The 18,992-nt window shown below is 46.7% G+C and carries 19 protein-coding genes, 2 pseudogenes and 1 other annotated feature; of the genes and pseudogenes, 6 read left to right on the top strand and 15 right to left on the bottom strand.

All coding sequences use genetic code 11. The features are described from left to right. Positions 1-3 precede the first annotated feature (3 nt). The 4 genes from OTK50_RS18525 to OTK50_RS18510 form a co-directional block, all read right to left on the bottom strand. Complete coding sequence (locus tag OTK50_RS18525; protein ID WP_057080017.1) at positions 4-342, bottom strand: thioredoxin family protein; 339 nt, start codon at positions 340-342, stop codon at positions 4-6. 172 nt (positions 343-514) lie between these two features. Further along, entirely contained in the window at positions 515-904 is a 390-nt protein-coding gene (locus tag OTK50_RS18520; protein ID WP_224224000.1) for a DoxX family protein, read from the bottom strand. A 132-nt stretch (positions 905-1,036) separates the two neighbouring features. Beyond that, entirely contained in the window at positions 1,037-1,975 is a 939-nt protein-coding gene (locus tag OTK50_RS18515; RefSeq protein ID WP_224223999.1) for a ring-cleaving dioxygenase, read from the bottom strand. 24 nt (positions 1,976-1,999) lie between these two features. Further along, entirely contained in the window at positions 2,000-2,620 is a 621-nt protein-coding gene (locus tag OTK50_RS18510) for a nitroreductase family protein (RefSeq protein ID WP_108654936.1), read from the bottom strand. Positions 2,621-3,048: 428 nt separating this feature from the next. Between OTK50_RS18510 and OTK50_RS18505 the strand changes: the two genes are divergently transcribed. Continuing rightward, positions 3,049-3,942, top strand: coding sequence for a cation diffusion facilitator family transporter (locus OTK50_RS18505; protein WP_088461491.1), 894 nt, complete (start codon positions 3,049-3,051; stop codon positions 3,940-3,942). A 145-nt stretch (positions 3,943-4,087) separates the two neighbouring features. On the opposite strand, the pseudogene OTK50_RS18500 reads toward OTK50_RS18505, so the two are convergent. From OTK50_RS18500 to OTK50_RS18480, 5 genes and pseudogenes are all read right to left on the bottom strand, one after another. Then, positions 4,088-4,266, bottom strand: a pseudogene (locus tag OTK50_RS18500) (IS5/IS1182 family transposase); the annotation flags it as partial. A 128-nt stretch (positions 4,267-4,394) separates the two neighbouring features. Then, positions 4,395-4,559, bottom strand: coding sequence for a tryptophan RNA-binding attenuation protein (locus tag OTK50_RS18495; RefSeq protein WP_224223998.1), 165 nt, complete (start codon positions 4,557-4,559; stop codon positions 4,395-4,397). A gap of 88 nt (positions 4,560-4,647) precedes the next feature. After that, positions 4,648-4,898, bottom strand: a binding site (T-box leader). Positions 4,899-4,946: 48 nt separating this feature from the next. Next, positions 4,947-5,181: pseudogene (locus OTK50_RS18490) on the bottom strand (hypothetical protein); the annotation flags it as partial. Positions 5,182-5,186: 5 nt separating this feature from the next. Beyond that, entirely contained in the window at positions 5,187-6,134 is a 948-nt protein-coding gene (locus OTK50_RS18485; protein WP_044802701.1) for a DNA-binding domain-containing protein, read from the bottom strand. A gap of 1 nt (position 6,135) precedes the next feature. Next, complete coding sequence (locus OTK50_RS18480; RefSeq protein ID WP_038456858.1) at positions 6,136-7,428, bottom strand: sensor histidine kinase; 1,293 nt, start codon at positions 7,426-7,428, stop codon at positions 6,136-6,138. A 243-nt stretch (positions 7,429-7,671) separates the two neighbouring features. Here OTK50_RS18480 and OTK50_RS18475 point away from each other — a divergent pair, with 243 nt between their 5' ends. The 4 genes from OTK50_RS18475 (at position 7,672) to OTK50_RS18460 (ending at position 12,696) form a co-directional block, all read left to right on the top strand. After that, entirely contained in the window at positions 7,672-8,655 is a 984-nt protein-coding gene (locus OTK50_RS18475) for a glutaminase (protein ID WP_007409011.1), read from the top strand. Between the two features lie 24 nt (positions 8,656-8,679). Further along, positions 8,680-10,116 carry an alanine/glycine:cation symporter family protein gene (locus OTK50_RS18470; protein WP_224223997.1) on the top strand — a complete coding sequence of 479 codons (1,437 nt, stop codon included), beginning with the start codon at positions 8,680-8,682 and terminating at the stop codon, positions 10,114-10,116. A 115-nt stretch (positions 10,117-10,231) separates the two neighbouring features. Next, positions 10,232-11,179, top strand: a complete 948-nt coding sequence (gene mmuM / locus OTK50_RS18465) for a homocysteine S-methyltransferase (protein WP_224223996.1) — start codon at positions 10,232-10,234, stop codon at positions 11,177-11,179. A 113-nt stretch (positions 11,180-11,292) separates the two neighbouring features. Further along, positions 11,293-12,696 (top strand): amino acid permease, encoded by a 1,404-nt coding sequence (locus OTK50_RS18460; RefSeq protein ID WP_224223995.1) that lies wholly within the window; start codon positions 11,293-11,295, stop codon positions 12,694-12,696. A 41-nt stretch (positions 12,697-12,737) separates the two neighbouring features. Here the strand turns inward: OTK50_RS18460 and OTK50_RS18455 are convergent, their stop codons facing one another. Continuing rightward, complete coding sequence (locus OTK50_RS18455) at positions 12,738-13,805, bottom strand: branched-chain amino acid aminotransferase (RefSeq protein WP_082998925.1); 1,068 nt, start codon at positions 13,803-13,805, stop codon at positions 12,738-12,740. 370 nt (positions 13,806-14,175) lie between these two features. Here OTK50_RS18455 and gltP point away from each other — a divergent pair, with 370 nt between their 5' ends. Next, positions 14,176-15,426, top strand: a complete 1,251-nt coding sequence (gene gltP, locus OTK50_RS18450) for a glutamate-aspartate/proton symporter GltP (protein ID WP_007609166.1) — start codon at positions 14,176-14,178, stop codon at positions 15,424-15,426. Between the two features lie 36 nt (positions 15,427-15,462). Here gltP and OTK50_RS18445 read toward each other — a convergent pair whose 3' ends face one another. The 5 genes from OTK50_RS18445 to pssA form a co-directional block, all read right to left on the bottom strand. Continuing rightward, positions 15,463-16,431: a rhodanese-related sulfurtransferase gene (locus tag OTK50_RS18445; protein ID WP_224223994.1), complete on the bottom strand. Its 969-nt coding sequence runs from the start codon at positions 16,429-16,431 to the stop codon at positions 15,463-15,465. 104 nt (positions 16,432-16,535) lie between these two features. Then, positions 16,536-16,811, bottom strand: coding sequence for a hypothetical protein (locus OTK50_RS18440; protein ID WP_044802697.1), 276 nt, complete (start codon positions 16,809-16,811; stop codon positions 16,536-16,538). A 42-nt stretch (positions 16,812-16,853) separates the two neighbouring features. Next, a complete protein-coding gene (locus OTK50_RS18435) occupies positions 16,854-17,669 on the bottom strand; it encodes a phosphatidylserine decarboxylase (protein WP_007409003.1) in 816 nt (271 codons plus the stop codon). Further along, complete coding sequence (locus OTK50_RS18430; RefSeq protein WP_003156711.1) at positions 17,662-18,150, bottom strand: DedA family protein; 489 nt, start codon at positions 18,148-18,150, stop codon at positions 17,662-17,664. Before OTK50_RS18430 ends, OTK50_RS18435 begins: the two co-directional genes overlap by 8 nt. Then, positions 18,141-18,674 carry a CDP-diacylglycerol--serine O-phosphatidyltransferase gene (gene pssA, locus OTK50_RS18425; RefSeq protein WP_007409002.1) on the bottom strand — a complete coding sequence of 178 codons (534 nt, stop codon included), beginning with the start codon at positions 18,672-18,674 and terminating at the stop codon, positions 18,141-18,143. The genes OTK50_RS18430 and pssA overlap by 10 nt, the downstream gene beginning before the upstream one ends. Positions 18,675-18,992: the final 318 nt, after the last annotated feature.

Here is an 18,992-nt window from a genome sequence, read left to right as displayed (position 1 = left end):
ATTTTATACATCTTGATATAACTGATAAACCCTTTTCAGCCTTTCTTCGAGCTGTTCAAAATGAACAAAGCGGGCTTCTCTCAGAAACTCAGTCCCATCAATGAACAAAAGAAGCACGGGGACAGTGAAGACTGAAAATCTGCCGGCAACCTCTTCTACCTCGTCAGCGTTGGTATGCCCCAATTTGATATTCGGAAACTGATCCAATACTTTTCTGAGCTGCGGCAGAACAGCGTGACATACTGTACAGGCGGGTCTTGAAATGTAGATAAAACTGAATTGATGCTGCTTAATAAAATTCTCGATAGAATCTAATGAATGTAAGTCTGTCAGCTCTTTCATCAAAATCCTCCTTCAAATCGGCTCGTCTTTCATGACCAAGCTCATCGTACATTCACTATACACATTTATATTGATCATATCCGCTTTTTTGCTATTCAGAGCACCTTAACGTTGTGCTTGAAAAATAAAAGAACAGTTACCGCTTTTCAGTAACTGTTCTTAGATACTTATATTAAAAATGCAAAGCGTACGCCCCTGAACCGATGAGTGCAACTCCGATGGAGACTGCAATCAGCACCAAGTTATATTCAAAACCGCCGGCACCGTTCGCAAACCCTTTCGCTCCATGAACTTTTACAATGGCACCTAACATAATGATCGTTATAATAGCAGCTCCAAGCGGGAGGAATACACCTAAAATAAATAAAATTCCGCTTGCGAGTTCCCCGAGACCTGATAAAGCGGCCGCGGCATTGCCTGGTTTAACTCCAATTGACTCGAACCATTGTCCGGTTCCTTTAATCCCGTATCCGCCAAACCAGCCGAATAATTTTTGTGATCCATAAAACAGAAACACCACACCAATCATAATTCGAATAAGTAATAGTCCTGCATCTACCATTTTTATCTCTCCTTATTTTTCATATTATATAATGTGCTGCAAGGCAGCTTGTTTACCAACAGTCGCTTCCAGCAAACATCTGTTAAATGTATGCCTTATTATTTTTCTTCATGCTTCACGTTCATCTATCAATCAATCTAATTCTCTCACTTCAAACGGCAGCAGCCCTTGTTCAATATGAGCCCGGTGCGGTTCATACTGCTCAGGGAGCATCAATTTTTCGCCCATTGTTTCTTGTGACTCATCATGGGCAAAGCCCGGCGGATCAGTTGCGATCTCAAATAAGATTTCCCCGTGTTCTCTGAAGTAAACCGCATTAAAATAGTTTCTATCCTGAACAGGAGTCACACCATATCCGTTCGCAGCAATGAATCTTTGCCAATCTAATTGATCTTCGTCATCCTGAGCCCGCCAAGCGATGTGATGGACCGTGCCGACACCCATTTGTCCGCGGCCGATAGGCGTTAATTTAAGATCAATCACATTTCCGATATCACCGGCAGAACGATAACGAACGAAGTCTCCTTCTTTGCCGACTCGCTCAAGCCCCATGAGGTTTTCCAGCAATTCACCTGTTTTTTCAGGCTGTGCTGATAACAGGGTTGCACCGCCAAAGCCTTTAATGGCAACATCCGGGGTTACATCTCCGAAAGTCCACGTATTGGCGTCCCCTGCTTCTCTTTCCACAATTTCTAAATGCAGGCCATGCGGGTCATCAAATTCTATATATTGTTCTCCAAAACGCTCGATTTTTGTGTATGGCACGTTGAACTTTTCAAGTCTCTTTTCCCAAAATGCCATAGCACCTCTCGGCACGACGTAAGATGTCACGCCAACCTGTCCGTCTCCAATGATGCCTTGACGGGCGTCCGCCCACGGAAAGAATGTGATGATTGTTCCCGGCTTCCCGCCTTCATCCCCAAAATAAAGGTGATACGTACCCGGATCATCAAAATTGACCGTTTGCTTGACCAATCGCAGCCCCAGCACTCCAGCGTAGAAATCAGCATTCTCTTGAGGGTGACCGACAATTGCTGTAATATGATGGATTCCCATCGTTTTTTTAGCCATTTTTATCCGCTCCTTTACAAATATTTAAATATACTCCACAAACTCATTCACAGGCTTTCGGTAGCCGCGCGGCCTTCTGCTTTCTATTTTTTCTTTACCGATTGTAATCATCATGACAACCTCAAATTGATCATCTATCTTCAAAATCTGTTTCACGGCTTCAGGATCAAACCCTATCATCGGACAGGTGTCCCAGCCTTTTTCCTTAGCACTCAGCATAAACATCATCGCAGAAAGTGAAGCATTTCTTATCGCCTCATCTCTCTTAAATGGTTCTCCCTTGTTTTCATAAAACGAAACGGTATCTTGAACCATGTGATCATACTCTTGTTTATTTAATACCCCAAGCAGCTTCAATCCTTCATAGATGTCAGCCGCTTGCTGATATGCCTGCTTATCCCCTAAAACCAAAAGAACCGCTGATGAGCTAAACACTTTATATTGTCCGTTTGCGGCCTGCTTCAGCTTCTCTTTTACATCCGGGTCAAGAACCGTCACATATTTTGTATGCTGCAAATTAAAAGCTGATGGAGCCAACGCAACCAATTCAAACATTTCGTTGAGCTCATCTCTTGTGATTGGATGTTCTGGAAGAAAGTTGCTTGCAGATCTTCTTTCATTCACCAGCTGTACAAATTCAGCCATTTTTCTCGTACCCCTTTTATCTCGAATTCGAGATATTATAGTATAAAAAATCAAATAACGTATGATTAAAAAACGAAACGTTCTCTTCACTGATCTTTTCGTGAATCAAACGATCGGCAGGTTCTTATCCTGCACTCTAAATAAATTATCTTGAATTAAAAAATCTTGAATTCGAGATAATAATAAAAGATAAATACTCAAATGTCAACAGTTCATTTTTAAATTCAGCGCCATTTTGTCTGTGTACTGTTTAGCCCTGCTCCAACTTTTTTTCTGTCACCTTATTTATTAGGAAACAGGAAACAACCTTGCTATAGACCCACTCGAAACTGAATTGGTACGATAAGCAAAGTGATTACACAAGAAAGGATACGGAGAGCGAATCAAAAGCGCCCCTATTTTTTTGTGCAGTTTTATAGGAGGAAAAAATGACAAGTGAAAGAGAACAAATAAGCAAAAAAGTTGCTTTGATTGCATTGATAGCCAATCTGATCTTAATGGCAGGAAAGATCTTTTTTGGACTGATAGGCGATAGTGAAGCAGTTTTTGCCGACGGTATACATTCTGCAGCGGATGTCGTGGCTTCAATTGCTGTCCTGGCCGTCATCGGCATTTCTAATAAGCCGCCCGATCAAGACCATCCTTTCGGGCATGGCAAAGCTGAGGTCATCAGCGAAGCGATTGTAGGAATAATATTAGTGCTCGTTTCCGTGTATATTCTAATAGAAGCGATTTCGTCCTTTGTTGAAGGCCCAAGCATCCCGCAATACAGCGCATTGTTTGCGGCTCTGATATCCTACGCGGCTAAGCAGATCTTATATCGTTATTCGATCAAACAAGGGGAAAAATGGAACAGTAAAGCGATTATAGCGATTGCATACGACCATAAAGGCGATATCGTTGCCTCTCTTGCCGCTTTTATCGGCGTCCTATTGGCGATTATCGGGAACACCCGCGGATGGTCCTATCTGTTGTACGCAGATGCAATTGCCAGTGTCATCGTGGCGTACCTCATTTTTAAGATTTCAATGGAATTAATCAGGCCGTCTGTTGACGTTCTCATGGAAAAAAGTGTTGATCCCGAACTGATAGAGGAATATAAAGCGGTTATTTTGCATTGCCCTCAAGTCAAACGGCTCGATAAAATCCGAGCAAGAGAACATGGCCACTATAAATTGCTTGATGTCCGGTTATCTTTGGATCATGATTTGACGATTAAGCAGGGACACGATATTGCCCGCGAAATCCGAAATGAAATCAAAAGACACTTTTCAGATGTTGAAGAAGTGCTCATCCATGTGAATCCTTATTTTGAAGAATGAAAAAGCAGCTTGTAGAGAAAATGATGTTTTTTCTGCAAGCTTTTTTGTTTCGTGCTGTTTCTTTACATATTCATTTGATTTCAGGTGCAGAAAAAGCACTCCCACATGCCTAGCCTTGCTTGGCTGGGTATGTGGCAATCTTCAACATCATTTTGAATAAGATCAGCGGATCAAGTGAGCGCTGCAGTAAGGTTTGACCTTTTCAACGATGAAAGAGAAGTCTATGTATTTATCAATTTTTCGAAGAAGGTGATCCTCTTCGACGAGTTGGTCAAACAGAACGAATTCGGCTGTGTTTTGAGGAAAATTTCTTGTGCGGAACATGAGAAAGCCATTTTTTCAGTCTTTCTTTTATTTTATAACAGGGGAATGGATATTTTAAAGGAAAAATAAAGGCTGTCGAGATTTTCTCGACAGCCTGAAGGCCGGATAACGGCCTTTTTCGTTTGATTTCACTGATCAATATGCTTTCTGATAAAATGCAGCAGCGTGTTTCCTTGAGCGGTCAATATGACGCCCTTCGCGCCGCACTTCGGACAGAGCGCCCCTTCCTTCTCCTGGCCGGTTCCTTCACAATGCGGACACGTGAGCTCAAGATCGTCGGTTGCGATCACCATGAATATCCCTCCTTTTTTGATTGTCTGTCCGTCTCCAGTCACTTTCCATGGCCATCACCTCCTTAACAACACAAAAAAACCCCGTCCATCAAAGGACGAGGTTTTCGCGGTGCCACCTTTATTAACGGCTGAAAAGCCATTCTCTCAAAAAGTACAGAAACACACGGTTTCAATACTCCTTTCTTGATAACGGGGAAAGAATCCCGGCACCGCCTACTGTCATTTCAGCACAGCAATTCAGAAGCCCATTCGGCACCGGACGGGGATCGGTTCACAGCGGCCACCGACTCTCTGAACCCCGCGCGCTGATGCGTACTTACTCTTCCTCAGCATTGTTCATCCGTTCTTTTATTTTAAAATGTATCATACGCTGTCATCCGGCGGAAGTCAATAACCTTTCGGATCGGACAGGCCGAGCATGTCCCGCGCCATTTCCATATGCTCCTCTTGCCCCGTCTGAAGCGCGAACTTCGCCGTTTCCACAGGGTAAGCGGCCTGCCATTCTGTCACATGCTGATTTTCGTTTACAAAAATATGCGGAGGGTGCAAGCCATGGATCAGCGCGGAAAAAATCAGGCCAGTACGAGCTGTCATTTATCCACGTTTGCCATCTTTTCCAAAGCCAGCTCACCGGCTGCCTCCGCTGACAAATTTTGATCCTTCGCGTAAATCTTTCGCCTCCAAAAAAAAGACGTGAATGAATTTTTTCATATTCACTTTAACCGGAGAAAGCGGCACGGTTTCCTTAGCCTGCATTTCTTTCATTCTCTTGCTGACAGCGGGGAAATCAAAGAATTTCGAGGCGTAATATTCAAATTTGGGGTTTGAAAAATCCGTTGTGCCCAATGAAGCAAAATGGTTTAACGAATGAATGACGGCCCTTCTGATCCGCTGTTCCGAGGCTTTGATTTCTCTGTTAACCTCGGCTTGTGCCGCCGCAGGCCCCAGCTTCCGGATGGCGGTGTTTGTAAACATCTGCTTTAAAGACGGGATGTTTCTTTCCGCCTGTTCATCCTCAAATAAATAGTGAAGGACGGCCATGAGGTCATGCGCCCCGCTTTCTCCCACGATGCCTAATTCCGATAAAAGAAATTTTCCTGTTTCTTTGATTGATTTCTCGTGCATCCCCCCAGGCCCGCTTTTTTTCGGCTCATTCCGCTGAATAAGACGGCTTAACGAGTGTTGGATGTCGCCGATCGAGGTTTCCAGTTCAATCCGCTCTTTTACTTTTCGCAAAACGGTGACGATCTCGATTTTGTTGATCGGTTTGTGGATAAAGTATTCGATGCCGAGAGAATAAGCTTCTCCCACCATTTCCTTTGCCTCCACCTGCGATATCATCACCGCTTTTCCGTTGTACGAGCCCTGAAGATGCCGGATCGTCTCAATCCCGTCCCGCCCCGGCATCAGCAGATCAATTAATAAAATATCGACTTGTTTAAAATGGAGATAATGCCCTTCAATCTGGCTTCCGTCCTCTGCCTCACCGACGACTTCGCCTAAGTCCTCGTCCTCGATCATCTGTTTTAAAATGGAACGGATCGCCCGGTCATCATCAGCTATAAAAAAACGCATATTATGAGTTCATCCTTTCTGCAATCAAATGCTTCACTGGCAGCTTAATCGTAAATATGACGCCTTTTGGCTTGTTGTGAAAGGAAATGTCTCCGTCAAGTTCAGTTACGATTTCCTTCACGTAAGTAAGCCCGATGCCCGTTGAAGGTGTGCCGAATTCATCGTATTTGGATGTAAACCCGGGATCATAAACGACCTCTCCGATTTTTTCCGGAATGCCGGGACCGTCATCTTCAGCCTGAAATTCGGCCATCTCCCCCTCAGCCCTGCGCAGTGCGAGGCGGATCTCACCCCTGTCTCCCATGGCTTCGACGGCATTGGCGGTCAGATTATTTAAGATCGACAGGACGGTAAAGACGTGATAATCGGGATGTTCTCCTTCAATCACGCTCCGGAATTGAATGTCCTTGCCTAAAGATTCGGCGTATTTTTCATTGATTCGGATGACGATGCCGACCAGAGCGGCGGCATTCATGTAATCCCGGAATCTCTCATTGGAAATCAGCTTCGACAGGCCGGCGAATATTCGCTGATTGTCTTTTTTCACTTCATGAATTTCTCCCGCAAGGCGCAGCATTCGGCTCCCGAGCTCCCGGTCGTTCCCGCTCATTTCCCGATACAGCTGATAGGATTCTTTCGTCACATGCTCTGTCGTTTTCAGCGTTTTTTTCAAATGAATCGTTTCTTCATATAAGTTAGACACAATCATCAGCATGTGCTCATGCTGCTTTCTCGTTTGTTTTTCCCTGACCTGAGATTCGTGCAGCTTCATCACGTTGAAAAAACTCAGCACAATAAATGTGTGAGAAACAGCAATAACCGCAATATCCGCCAGCTTGTCCGGCATCATAATCTGCCGGCCGCCGGAAAACTGAACCGTCATTTCAACGGCATCGGACGCAATTTCAATGAGAAAGCCGAGAAACCCGATCATCAGCGGCCGATCCCAAAAAAGCCTGACCTTCAGCACATAAAACAAGCAGGCATATGTAAAGTAAAAAAAGAAACTGGGATATTGGCTGAAAAAAGCCTCCGTAAAGCCGGCATGCTCTCCTCCCCAGCACGCCAGGCCGATCCGGAATGCCACAACGGCTGCACCTGTCAACAGCCCTGACAATACTGCCGGCACATGCCGAAGCAGCAGCAGAAAAAAGAAAAAAGCCGGGGCGCCAAAGCTGATCCGATATACCTCATTCAGGGGATAAAATTTCAGTTCCCCCGCCAGCGGCACGGTGATCAGCATAAGAGCGAAAAGATAGCCGTCTTTTTTCAGTAAATAGTCGAGCCTGATCATAATCACTTCCTTCTTCTGTCTATTTTGAACAAGACCGATACAGTCCGCAAATTTCTTTAGACCCGAATGGCGGGACACTCCGGCTGATTTATAAATCTATCGGCTTATTTTAAGAATGATTTTGTCGTATTTTGTATGATTCTGTAGATGTCATTATACATTAACATGGAACACGCTATTTTTGAAAACGTTTTCCAAGACCGGGTTCCGCTTCGGACAGGCTTGCAATAGAGGAGGAATGTTATGAAAGATATGGTCAGAGAGCGCCTTGAAAAAGAGGAACTGGCTTCACTTTTACAAGATTGGGTGGAGCATTACCGACCGTTTTCCGTCAATGGAAAAAGCGCAAATTATATACCCGCCCTCGGAGAAATCAACGACTCTCAGCTGGGCATTTGCATATTAGAGCCGGATGGCTCAATGATTCATGCCGGTGAATGGAATGTCCCGTTCACATTGCAGAGCATCTCGAAAGTCATCAGCTTTATTGCCGCCTGCATGAACAGAGGCATTTCTTACGTGCTTGATCGTGTGGATGTGGAGCCGACGGGTGATGCGTTTAATTCTATCATCCGGCTTGAAATCCATAAACCCGGGAAGCCCTTCAACCCGATGATCAATGCCGGCGCCATTACCGTCGCCTCGTTGCTTCCGGGTGAAACGGCGCATGATAAATTAGAATATCTCTTTTCCGTTTTTGAAAAATTAATAGGAAAACGCCCTCACATTCACGAGGAGGTCTTCCGTTCTGAATGGCAGACCGCGCATCGGAACAGAGCGCTCGCCTACTATTTAAAAGAAACGAACTTTCTCGAGGCGGATGTGGAAGAAACGCTTGAAGTGTATTTAAAGCAGTGCGCCATGGAGGGTACAACCGAGGACATCGCTTTAATCGGATTGATACTTGCGCATGACGGCTACCATCCGATCCGACGGGAACAGGTCATTCCGAAAGATGTCGCGAAACTCGCCAAAGCCCTGATGCTGACGTGCGGGATGTACAATGCGTCAGGCAAATATGCGGCTTTCGTCGGCGTCCCGGCCAAAAGCGGGGTATCCGGCGGCATTATGGCATTGGTTCCCCCAAGCGCCAGAAGAGAACAGCCTTTTCATAACGGCTGCGGCATCGGCATTTACGGTCCGGCCATTGATGAATACGGCAACAGCCTGACCGGCGGCATGCTGCTGAAACATATCGCACAGGAGTGGGAGCTCAGTATTTTTTAATCAAACGAACCAAGAGGTGATTGGATGCAGGAATTCCTTGAAAATGTAATCGGCTCGGCAAATGATTTTTTATGGTCAAAACTGTTAATCGTACTGCTTCTTTCTCTGGGACTGTTTTTTACGTTCAGATCAAAGGGTCTGCAAGTCCGCATGCTGAAGGAAATGATCCGGGTTTTGAAGGAAGGCGCGGCCGCCCGGACAAAAAACAGCATTTCCCCGTTTCAGGCATTTTGCATCAGTATGGCGGCGCGTGTCGGAACCGGGAATATTACCGGAATCGCCATTGCGATCTCACTCGGCGGTCCGGGCGCTATTTTCTGGATGTGGATTATCGCAGTCATCGGTTCGGCTTCAAGCTTTGTTGAAAGCACGCTGGCCCAAATTTATAAAGTAAAAGATCAAAACGGATTCCGCGGGGGCCCGGCCTATTACATGGAAAAGGGCCTGAAGAAACGCTGGATGGGCGCGCTGTTCGCCGTATTAATCACACTGTCATTCGGGGTTGTTTTTAATTCCGTTCAATCCAATACGATCAGCGTCGCCTTTCAAAACGCATTCGGCACCAGCCGTTTTACATTGGGCATTATGTTAATCTTGGTTTTCGGCGGCGTAATCTTCGGCGGCGTCAAACGAATTGCGAAAATGGCGGAATACATCGTAGTCGTTTTGGCCGTTTTATATATCGGTGTCGCTTTCTTTGTCATTCTGACGAACATCACCCAATTGCCCGGCGTTCTGTCGCTAATCGTAAAAAATGCGTTCGGCATTGATCAGGCTGCGGGCGGCGCTTTAGGTGCGGCCTTGATGCAAGGTGTAAGGCGCGGGATTTTCTCAAATGAAGCGGGTATGGGAAGCGCTCCGAACGCGGCGGCGACAGCTACGACGAGCCACCCGGTGAAACAGGGGCTCATTCAGGCATTCGGCGTCCTGACGGATACGCTCGTCATTTGTACAAGCACGGCGCTTATCATTTTATTTTCAGACGCTTATCACCAGCCGGGACTGAGCGGCATCGCGCTTTCTCAGGCCGCCTTGAGCGACCATGTCGGGGCGTGGGCGTCAGGTTTCCTTGCCGTCTTAATGCTTTTGTTCGGCTTCAGTGCTCTGATGGGCAACTATTATTACGGAGAAACCAATATCGGATTTTTAAGCCAGAACAAAAAATGGCTGTTCATTTACCGCATCTGTGTGCTCGGAATGGTACTGTTCGGCTGTATTTCCAAAGTCCAGCTTGTGTGGGATATGGCTGACTTGTTCATGGGCTTAATGGTGGTCGTGAACTTAATCGCGATTTTCCTTCTGTCGAAAAAAGCGTTTGCCGCTTTGAGCGATTATGTCCGGCAAAAGAAAGCCGGAAAGGACCCCGTCTTTTACAGAGATGTGCTCCCTGATGATGACGGGATCGACTGCTGGGAGTATTCAGACATCGCGAAAAGTGCGAAAGGCAAACACATTTCCTAAACAAAAGGTGTTCGGGCAGCGTCCTGAACACCTTTTTTCTGCCGGTTCATTGACAAAGAGAATAGCGTCCATTACCCTTTTTATATATTTTCAGTAAAGTCAGAAAGGAAGGCCTATGAATCCCATTACACAAATATTAAATGAATACCCGGTTATGATCATAGACGGCGCGATGGCAACCGAGCTTGAGCGGATGGGCTGTGATTTACATGACGATCTGTGGTCGGCCAAAATTCTTTTGGAGAGGCCGGAACTGATCAAACAGGTGCATGCAGAATATTTTGCCGCCGGCGCTGATTGCGCGATCACCGCCAGTTATCAATCGACAATCGAAGGATTTGCAGCGCGCGGCATCCCTGAAACCGATGCGATACGTCTTATTCAGACATCTGTTGAACTTGCCGCGCAAGCACGCGATGAATTTTGGGCGCATGAAGAAAACCGTTTACACCGGCCCAAACCTTTGGTCGCCGCTTCTATCGGACCTTACGGCGCGAGCCTCGCTGACGGCTCAGAATATCGCGGGCATTACGGACTGACGGAGGATGAGCTGATCAGCTTTCACCGCCCCCGGATGAAAGCCCTCATAGAATCCGGCGCCGATCTTTTGGCCTGTGAGACCATTCCGTGCCTGTCAGAAGCAAAAGCGATCACAAGGCTGCTGGAGGAATTCCCCGGCACTTATGCATGGATCAGCTTCAGCGCCAAAGACGGACGGCATATCAGCGAAGGCACGCCTATTTCCGAATGCGCGGCCCTGCTCGGCTCCTGCAGCCAAATCGCAGCGATCGGCATCAACTGCACACCGATCGAACATATTCCGCAGCTGGTACAAGAAATCAAACGGGCAACGTCCAAACCGATTATCGCCTATCCGAACTCTGGCGAACAATATGACCCAGTGACAAAAACCTGGAAAGGCGCAGCGTGCGAAAACCATTTCGGAAAAAGCGCGCAAAGCTGGTACGAAAACGGCTTGAGCCTGATCGGAGGCTGCTGCCGGACGAAACCCGCGGACATCCAAGCCATTGCCGATTGGGCCAAGACCATAAAAACAACTTGACTAATCGGAATAGTTTGTATATTCTATTCAAAAAGCCGGTTCGCCGGAATCTCGTGCCGTTCGCCGGCATGAGATTTTTTATTAGAACGGCCCTCGCAGAAAGTTGGAAAACAATGAACAACAAGAACGAGACGAATTTTCAGAGAAGTATGAAAAGCAGACACCTCTTTATGCTATCACTCGGAGGTGTGATCGGAACGGGGCTGTTTTTAAGCTCTGGGTATACCATTCATCAGGCGGGTCCGGCGGGCACCATTTTCGCTTACCTTTTGGGCGCGGGCATCGTCTATCTTGTCATGCTTTGCCTCGGCGAACTGTCAGTGGCCATGCCGGTGACGGGCGCATTCCACACCTATGCGAAGACCTATATCGGGCCCGCGACGGGCTTTACGGTCGCATGGCTGTACTGGCTGACGTGGGCGGTGGCGCTGGGCTCTGAATTCACGGCGGCCGGGCTTTTCATGCAGCGTTGGTTCCCGCATACTTCAGTTTGGATGTGGAGTGCGGTATTCGCTCTTTTCATCTTTTTATTAAACGCCTTCTCCGTGAAATTTTTTGCTGAATCGGAGTTTTGGTTCTCAAGTATTAAAGTCTTAGCCATCTTACTGTTTATTTTATTGGGCGGAGCGGCGATGTTCGGCATCGTCCCGATGAAAAGCGGTGAGGCCGCACCTATGCTGTCGAACTTTACGGATGGCGGCAGCCTTTTTCCAAATGGCTTTTTCCCGATACTGATGACGATGCTTTCAGTAAACTTTGCTTTTTCAGGGACGGAATTGATCGGAATCGCCGCAGGGGAAAGCGCCGATCCGGAAAAAACCGTTCCGCGCGCCATTAAGACCACAGTCTGGCGGCTGGCGCTTTTCTTTATCGGAACGATTTTTGTGCTGTCAGGGATGATCTCCATCAAGGAAGCCGGTGTGATTGAAAGCCCGTTCGTCACGGTATTTGACAGAGTCGGCGTGCCTTATGCGGCCGATCTGATGAATTTCGTCATTTTAACAGCGCTTCTGTCTGCGGCCAATTCAGGGCTGTACGCGTCATCACGTATGCTGTGGTCCCTGTCTAAAGAAGGGGAGCTTCATCCCGCCTTTGCCAGGCTGACCTCTGGAGGCATTCCTTTTAACGCTCTGATCTTCAGTATGATCGGCGGCATTCTGTCGTTGTTGTCAAGCGTGGTTGCAGCGGATACAGTCTATCTTGTTCTCGTCTCCGTCTCAGGATTTGCGGTAGTGGCTGTGTGGATGAGCATCGCCGCATCGCAATTTTTGTTCAGAAGACGGTTTCTTACAGAAGGGCACCAGCTTTCAGACTTGAAATACAGGACACCGGGATATCCGGCCGTACCGATAGCGGCCTTTCTCCTATGCCTCGCCTCCTGTATCGGCATCGCTTTTGATCCGAACCAGGCTATCGCCCTTTATTGCGGAATTGCATTTATGGCCGTTTGCTACACCGCTTATTACTTGAAAAACCGGAAAAGCAGAGCCCGCGTGCAAGCCGTAAAATCCCAATAACCGAAAAAAGAACCCTGCAACGCAAGGGTTCTTTTTTTTGTTTATACTTCAACCACCCATCTGAACGAATCCGGCACCTTCCCGACCTGGATGCCGGCAATCGTTTCATAGAGCCTTTCTGACACTTCACCGATCAAACCGTTATTCAGTTCAATTGTTTCTCCGTGAATGTGCAGCGCGCCGACCGGCGAGATGACGGCCGCGGTTCCCGTACCGAATACCTCTGACACCTCGCCTCTCATCGCAGCCTCATAGATGTCATCAATCGCGACCTGTTCTTCCCTGACGCGGATGCCCCAGCTTTTTAACAGCTCTATCACAGATGCGCGTGTGATGCCCCCGAGAATGCTTCCGTTTAATGCCGGCGTTACGGCCTCTCCGTTTATGATGAAAAAGATATTCATACTCCCTACCTCTTCGGCATATTTCTTTTCCACCCCGTCGAGCCAAAGCACCTGATCATACCCCAGTTCTTCGGCTTTCCGCTGAGCCTGTAAGCTGGCCGCATAATTTCCGGACGTTTTGACGTCGCCCACTCCGCCGGTGACGGCACGCACATACTCATCCTCCACATAAATACGGATCGGTTTCAGCTGATCGCCGTAGTACGAACCGACAGGCGTCAGAACAACCATGAACTTGTAACGCTTTGAAGGCCGGACGCCTAAAGAAGGCTCAGTCGCAATTACAAACGGACGAATATATAAAGAGGTTCCTTTTTCTATCGGTATCCATTCCTGCTCCAGCTCCACCAATTGTATCAATGCTTCCAGTGCCAGCTTCTCGTCAAGAGGCGGCATGCTCATCCGCCGTAACGATTTATTCAGCCGTTTTATATTTTGGTCAGGACGGAACATCAACACCCGGCCGTCTTCTGACCTATAAGCCTTCAGCCCTTCAAATACGGCCTGCCCGTAATGGAAAACGGATGCGGACGGATCAAGATGGACCGGTTCATAAGGGGTGATTCTCGGATCATGCCACCCTCTCTCCTCTTCGTAATCCATAACAAACATGTAATCTGTGAAGTACTTGCCAAATCCCAATGAAGCGGAATCCGGTTTTTCTTTTCTTGCTGTGACCTTACGTCTTTCAATCAGTTGATTCAACAAAAGCACACCTTTCTTATAATTGTTTAAATTTTCAGTCTTTTCTAGGCTGCATGTTTTTTCTGTCCCGAATCTTGTATGCACAGATATATGAGAATGCAGTTGACCGTATCATATCAAATATACCACTTATAAGAGGATAATTATCAAAATTTTTAATATTTTCATCAGAAATCTTTCTTTATTCTTATGCTCCTTCATTTTTTTCAATGAGGACTTTCTGTCATATTAAATGATTGCGCTTACATAATGTAAAGCAATCCTTTCTTTCGCACAGTCAATAATGTGACAAATTTATGGCGGATAGGAAGGTGGTTGCCGTCTGCTTCACGAATTACGTATGAAATGCGCAAGTAAAAGGGGGATTCGCTTGAAAAAATTTATCGCATTCCAGATTTTGATCGCTTTAGCCATCGGAGCATTGATCGGCCATTTCTTCCCGGATTTCGGGATGGCGCTGCGGCCCGTCGGAGACGGATTTATCCGCCTGATTAAAATGATTGTCGTGCCGATCGTGTTTTCAACCATTGTCATCGGAGCCGCCGGCAGCGGCAGTATGAAAAAAATGGGCAGTCTCGGCATCAAAACGATTATTTGGTTCGAAGTGATTACGACGCTTGTTCTGGCGCTCGGTCTGTTTTTGGCGAACGTGCTGAAGCCGGGAGTCGGACTTAACCTTTCTCATCTTGCTAAAAAAGACATTCACGAGCTTTCCGGCTATACGGAAAAAGTAGTCGACCTGAAACAAATGCTTCTTGATATTATCCCCGTTAATATCATTGACGTTATGGCGAAAAACGATCTTCTCGCCGTCATTTTTTTCGCGATCTTATTCGGTGTTGCCGCAGCCGGCATCGGCAAAGCCTCCGCACCTGTCATGAGTTTCTTCGAATCCACGGCAAATATTATGTTCAAGCTGACGCAGATGGTGATGGTCACCGCTCCGATCGGCGTTCTCGCCCTTATGGCCGCCTCTGTCGGGCAATTCGGAATCGCGCTTTTGCTTCCGATGCTGAAGCTGATCGGCACTGTGTTCCTCGGGCTGTTCCTGATACTCTTCGTTCTGTTTCCGATCGTGGGGCTCATCTTTAAAATCAAATACTTTGAAGTGCTGAAAATGATTTGGGATCTGTTTTTGATCGCTTTCTCCACGACAAGCACAGAAACCATTCTGCCTCAGCTGATGGATCGGATGGAGAAATACGGCTGTCCGAAGCGGGTGGTCTCCTTTGTGGTTCCGTCAGGTTTATCGCTGAACTGTGACGGCTCAAGCCTCTATTTATCGGTGTCCTGTATTTTTCTGGCGCAGGCGTTTCATGTGGAGATGCCGCTTTCTCAGCAGCTTCTGATGATGCTTGTGCTCGTCATGACAAGCAAAGGCATTGCCGCCGTCCCGTCAGGCTCACTCGTCGTGCTTCTGGCGACAGCGAATGCCGTCGGTCTCCCCGCGGAAGGTGTCGCCATCATTGCCGGTGTCGACCGCGTCATGGACATGGCGAGAACCGGCGTCAACGTGCCCGGCCATGCGGTCGCCTGCATCGTCGTGTCCAAGTGGGAAAAAGCATTCAAATATAAAGGACCCGTCACGGCAGACCAGACTGCCCGGACAGAAAGTATGTAAACACAAAAAAGACCACCTCATTGGTGGTCTTTTCTATTAATCAATCGCCGCATGATCCTCTTTTTCAATCAAAGCAAGGCGTTCATTGATTTCTTCCTGAGTCATTTCGTGCTCTTTCACATACATGTTGCGTTCGTTCGTACGGCATTCGTGACTGCAGCTGCGCATGTATTTGTATTCATTCTCAGGTGTGCAGATCATTTTTTTATTACATGCCGGATTTGCGCAGTTCACATAACGCTCGCACGGCTCGCCCGTGAAATAATCTTTTCCGATGATAACGTGCTCTACGCGGTTGACCGGTACGCTGATTCTTTCGTCAAACACGTAGCACTGTCCGTCCCACAGCTGCCCTTTCACTTCAGGATCTTTACCGTAAGTGACGATACCGCCGTCAAGCTGGGACACGTCTTCAAAGCCCTTCTTCACCAGCCAGCCGGAAAATTTCTCACAGCGTACGCCGCCTGTGCAGTACGTGAGAATTTTTTTGCCTTCAAGCATGTCTTTGTGCTCTTCAATCCAGTCCGGCAGCTCACGGAACGCCTCAATATCAGGTCTGACCGCTCCGCGGAAATGACCGAGATCATACTCATAGTCGTTTCTGGCGTCGATCACGATGGTATCAGGATCCTGCATTTGCTCATAAAAGTCTTTCGGTTTCAAATGCTTGCCCGTCGTGACATTCGGATCAACATCATCTTCGAGACGAAGCGTCACCAATTCTTTTTTATGACGCACAAACATTTTGCGGAATGCATGTCCGTCAGCCTCGTCAATTTTGATCGGCATGTCGGCAAAGCGCGGATCAGCTTTCAGCGCATTCATGTATTGTTCCGTCTGTTCAACCGTTCCGGACACCGTACCGTTAATGCCTTCTTCAGAAATCAAAATACGGCCTAACAGACCGAGCTCCTTACAAAACTTCAAATGCTGAGCCGTGAACTCTTCAGGCTCATCAATCTTTACATATTTATAATAAAGTAAAACTCTATATTGTTTTTCCATAATTTATACACCCTGTTCAATTAAATTAATGATCGCACACTCTACTATATCATACAGGAAAACGGGCGAAAGATGAACATTTCCGTCCGTACTCTTTCTTCCAGTCACGCTTCGCCTTTTAAAACCTGCTGAAAATAAAACCGATACGTGTTGCGCAAAAAGGTCTCAAGCGAAAGGCCGGCCGCGGTCTGATACTTGCCGATAATAAACGGAAAACGGTCACGGCCTTTTGCCCGCAGAAGATCGGCGCTGTCTTCAGCCAGTTCTGAGATGAGCGCCTCAACGACAGGCCGGCATGCGTCCCGCACGGCTTCAAGAATTTGCTGATCCCCTGTATGCTGGTACTGCTCTATCAGCTTTGCCAAATCCTTTTCTTTCATAATGTTCACTTCCTTACACCATATAAAAAAGAGGAGCAGCTTTTATAAAGCGGACGCCTCCTCCTGTGACTCCGCATAACCGATGATCTGACCGACCTGTAATTCACGGCCTTCAGTCAGGTTATCCGAAGGGGTAAACATATCTTTCTCGAATACTAAAATAACGGTCGATCCAAATGAAAAATAGCCCAGCTCTTCCCCCGTCTCAAGCCTGTTTCCGGTGTTTGTCTGAACGATCGAGTTAATATTCATCGCACCTACCGGAATCATGAGCATCTGCTGGTCAGCACGGGTCAGCTCGTACACATAACGGTAATTTTTTGAGAGCACATCTTTCCCGTACTTCAATCCCATCGTATTAACGGGATAGGAACGTTTCCCCAGCTCGGCCAGCTTCTGATACGTGCAGCTGACGGGAGAATGGAAGCGGTGATAATGTCTCGGGCTCAGATAAAGCACGGCAAAACACCCGCCGTTATACTTGTGATCGGCGCTTTTAAACCCCGTCAGTTCGGCGAACGAATAATCCTTCCCTTTTACCATGAAAGTTTGATTGGGTTTAATCATGCCAACCGTCTGAACGACGCCGTCCACCGGGCTGACGATGGCGTTCTTCTCTTTTGCCACGGGGCGGAGATTCAAATTAATATCACGAATGAAAAATGACGCCAGTGAATCAAAGTCAGAAGCCGTACGTTCCGTTTCATTCCAGTTGATGCGATAGTGTTTGGAAAACAGCGGAATCATCGGCTTGCTCAGTTTTGATTCACAGAAGTTTTTAATGAGATAAGACGTCAATCGATTATTAGTCAGTTCAATCAATGAACGGTAAAGAACTTTAGCGGCAGTATTAAACATTGATTACTCCTATGAATTTTCCTATAGTAATAAAAATAAAACACCATAAAAACGCTCCGATGGCGGCGAAGCATAAGTAGGTTTTGAATTCCATTCTGCCGATTCCGGAAAAGTAGCAGGTCACGTGTCTGATGCCGGGGATGAAATAACCTAAAATAATGGTGTACGGCCCGTACTTCTTCATCCACCTGTCTACTTTCTCCATCCTCTTTTCCTTCAGGCCGACCCATTTCCCGAACTTATTAATAAACGGCCGGCCGGCTTTTCTGCCGATGAAGTAGCTGATAATCATCCCAAGGAGCGCTCCGATAAAGCTGATCAGAATGGAGAGCCCGTAATTCAGCACGTTTAAATGAGCGAAGTAGCCCACAAGCGTCATCATGACTTCATCCGGAATAGGCAATCCGATAATACCGAGTGTCAGCATAAGAAAAATCGCGATATATCCGTAATCGGATATTAATTGCTGAACTAATTCCATCTTCTGCTCTCCAGGTTTTCAGGCGCCTGTTTTTTAAAGTGCGGAAATTTAATGTTGCTGACCATTAAATAACCGAGCGCGATCGTTCCCGCCCCCAGAAGAAATGCGTTATTGATAAAGCTCAAAATGACAAGACACATACCCGCAAACGGAATCGGCATCCCGATAAACGTCGGCAGCTTGCTTTGTTCAATATTAAATCTGGAAAGACGGATCATCCCGCAGATACTGTAGGAAAGCGCGATTAAAATTCCGATGAACGGAATCGTATATAGTGAAACACTGTAAGCGAGCATGGACGGCGCAACGCCGAACGTCACGAGATCAGCAAAAGAGTCAAGCTCCCTTCCCATCTCCGATACCGCGTTCAGCTTACGGGCGGCCAAACCATCAAAGAAATCAAGAAACATCCCGGTGAAAATAAAAATCACCGCAGAGTGTATATTATGATACAAAAGGGAATGAATCGATAAGAGCCCGCAAATAAAATTTCCAATTGTAATCATACTAGGTATATAATTCACAGTTTACACAAACCTCCAATTAAAACCATATCAAATCGGACTGCGTATGCATAAAGGCTCCATTTTACGGAAACATAAAATGAAATTCTTTCAATGCTATCATTCAAATTCTTTTATTATACAGCATTTGGTGTTATTTGAACAATCTAATCTGGTGATTTTTGTTTTTTCGCCGTTCATATTAAGGTAAGCAATCATGGATTCCTCTATTCCGGATTACCCTGCTTAAATATTCCATGCCGCGATCCGGATTGTCCGTTCTTGATGAATGAAAAGCCGTATGATGTATTGTTATTTCCTTCTCCGTGAAATGAGAAC

The sequence above is a fragment of the Bacillus sp. NEAU-CP5 genome (assembly GCF_026420705.1).
In the GTDB taxonomy this organism is placed as follows: Bacteria; Bacillota; Bacilli; order Bacillales; family Bacillaceae; genus Bacillus; species Bacillus velezensis.
The sequence above is the reverse complement of the archived record's forward strand: the minus strand, read 5'-3'. Positions and strand labels throughout refer to the sequence as shown.

Excerpts from the sequence above, each read along its gene's own strand:
- mmuM (WP_224223996.1), top strand. The coding sequence starts at position 10,232 with ATGAATCCCATTACACAAATATTAAATGAATACCCGGTTATGATCATA.
- OTK50_RS18515 (WP_224223999.1), bottom strand. The coding sequence starts at position 1,975 with ATGGCTAAAAAAACGATGGGAATCCATCATATTACAGCAATTGTCGGT.
- OTK50_RS18505 (WP_088461491.1), top strand. The coding sequence starts at position 3,049 with ATGACAAGTGAAAGAGAACAAATAAGCAAAAAAGTTGCTTTGATTGCA.
- OTK50_RS18525 (WP_057080017.1), bottom strand. The coding sequence starts at position 342 with ATGAAAGAGCTGACAGACTTACATTCATTAGATTCTATCGAGAATTTT.
- OTK50_RS18430 (WP_003156711.1), bottom strand. The coding sequence starts at position 18,150 with ATGGAATTAGTTCAGCAATTAATATCCGATTACGGATATATCGCGATT.
- OTK50_RS18510 (WP_108654936.1), bottom strand. The coding sequence starts at position 2,620 with ATGGCTGAATTTGTACAGCTGGTGAATGAAAGAAGATCTGCAAGCAAC.
- OTK50_RS18485 (WP_044802701.1), bottom strand. The coding sequence starts at position 6,134 with ATGCGTTTTTTTATAGCTGATGATGACCGGGCGATCCGTTCCATTTTA.
- OTK50_RS18435 (WP_007409003.1), bottom strand. The coding sequence starts at position 17,669 with ATGTTTAATACTGCCGCTAAAGTTCTTTACCGTTCATTGATTGAACTG.
- OTK50_RS18480 (WP_038456858.1), bottom strand. The coding sequence starts at position 7,428 with ATGATCAGGCTCGACTATTTACTGAAAAAAGACGGCTATCTTTTCGCT.
- OTK50_RS18475 (WP_007409011.1), top strand. The coding sequence starts at position 7,672 with ATGAAAGATATGGTCAGAGAGCGCCTTGAAAAAGAGGAACTGGCTTCA.
- OTK50_RS18445 (WP_224223994.1), bottom strand. The coding sequence starts at position 16,431 with ATGGAAAAACAATATAGAGTTTTACTTTATTATAAATATGTAAAGATT.
- OTK50_RS18470 (WP_224223997.1), top strand. The coding sequence starts at position 8,680 with ATGCAGGAATTCCTTGAAAATGTAATCGGCTCGGCAAATGATTTTTTA.
- OTK50_RS18440 (WP_044802697.1), bottom strand. The coding sequence starts at position 16,811 with ATGAAAGAAAAGGATTTGGCAAAGCTGATAGAGCAGTACCAGCATACA.
- OTK50_RS18520 (WP_224224000.1), bottom strand. The coding sequence starts at position 904 with ATGGTAGATGCAGGACTATTACTTATTCGAATTATGATTGGTGTGGTG.
- OTK50_RS18460 (WP_224223995.1), top strand. The coding sequence starts at position 11,293 with ATGAACAACAAGAACGAGACGAATTTTCAGAGAAGTATGAAAAGCAGA.
- OTK50_RS18495 (WP_224223998.1), bottom strand. The coding sequence starts at position 4,559 with ATGGTGATCGCAACCGACGATCTTGAGCTCACGTGTCCGCATTGTGAA.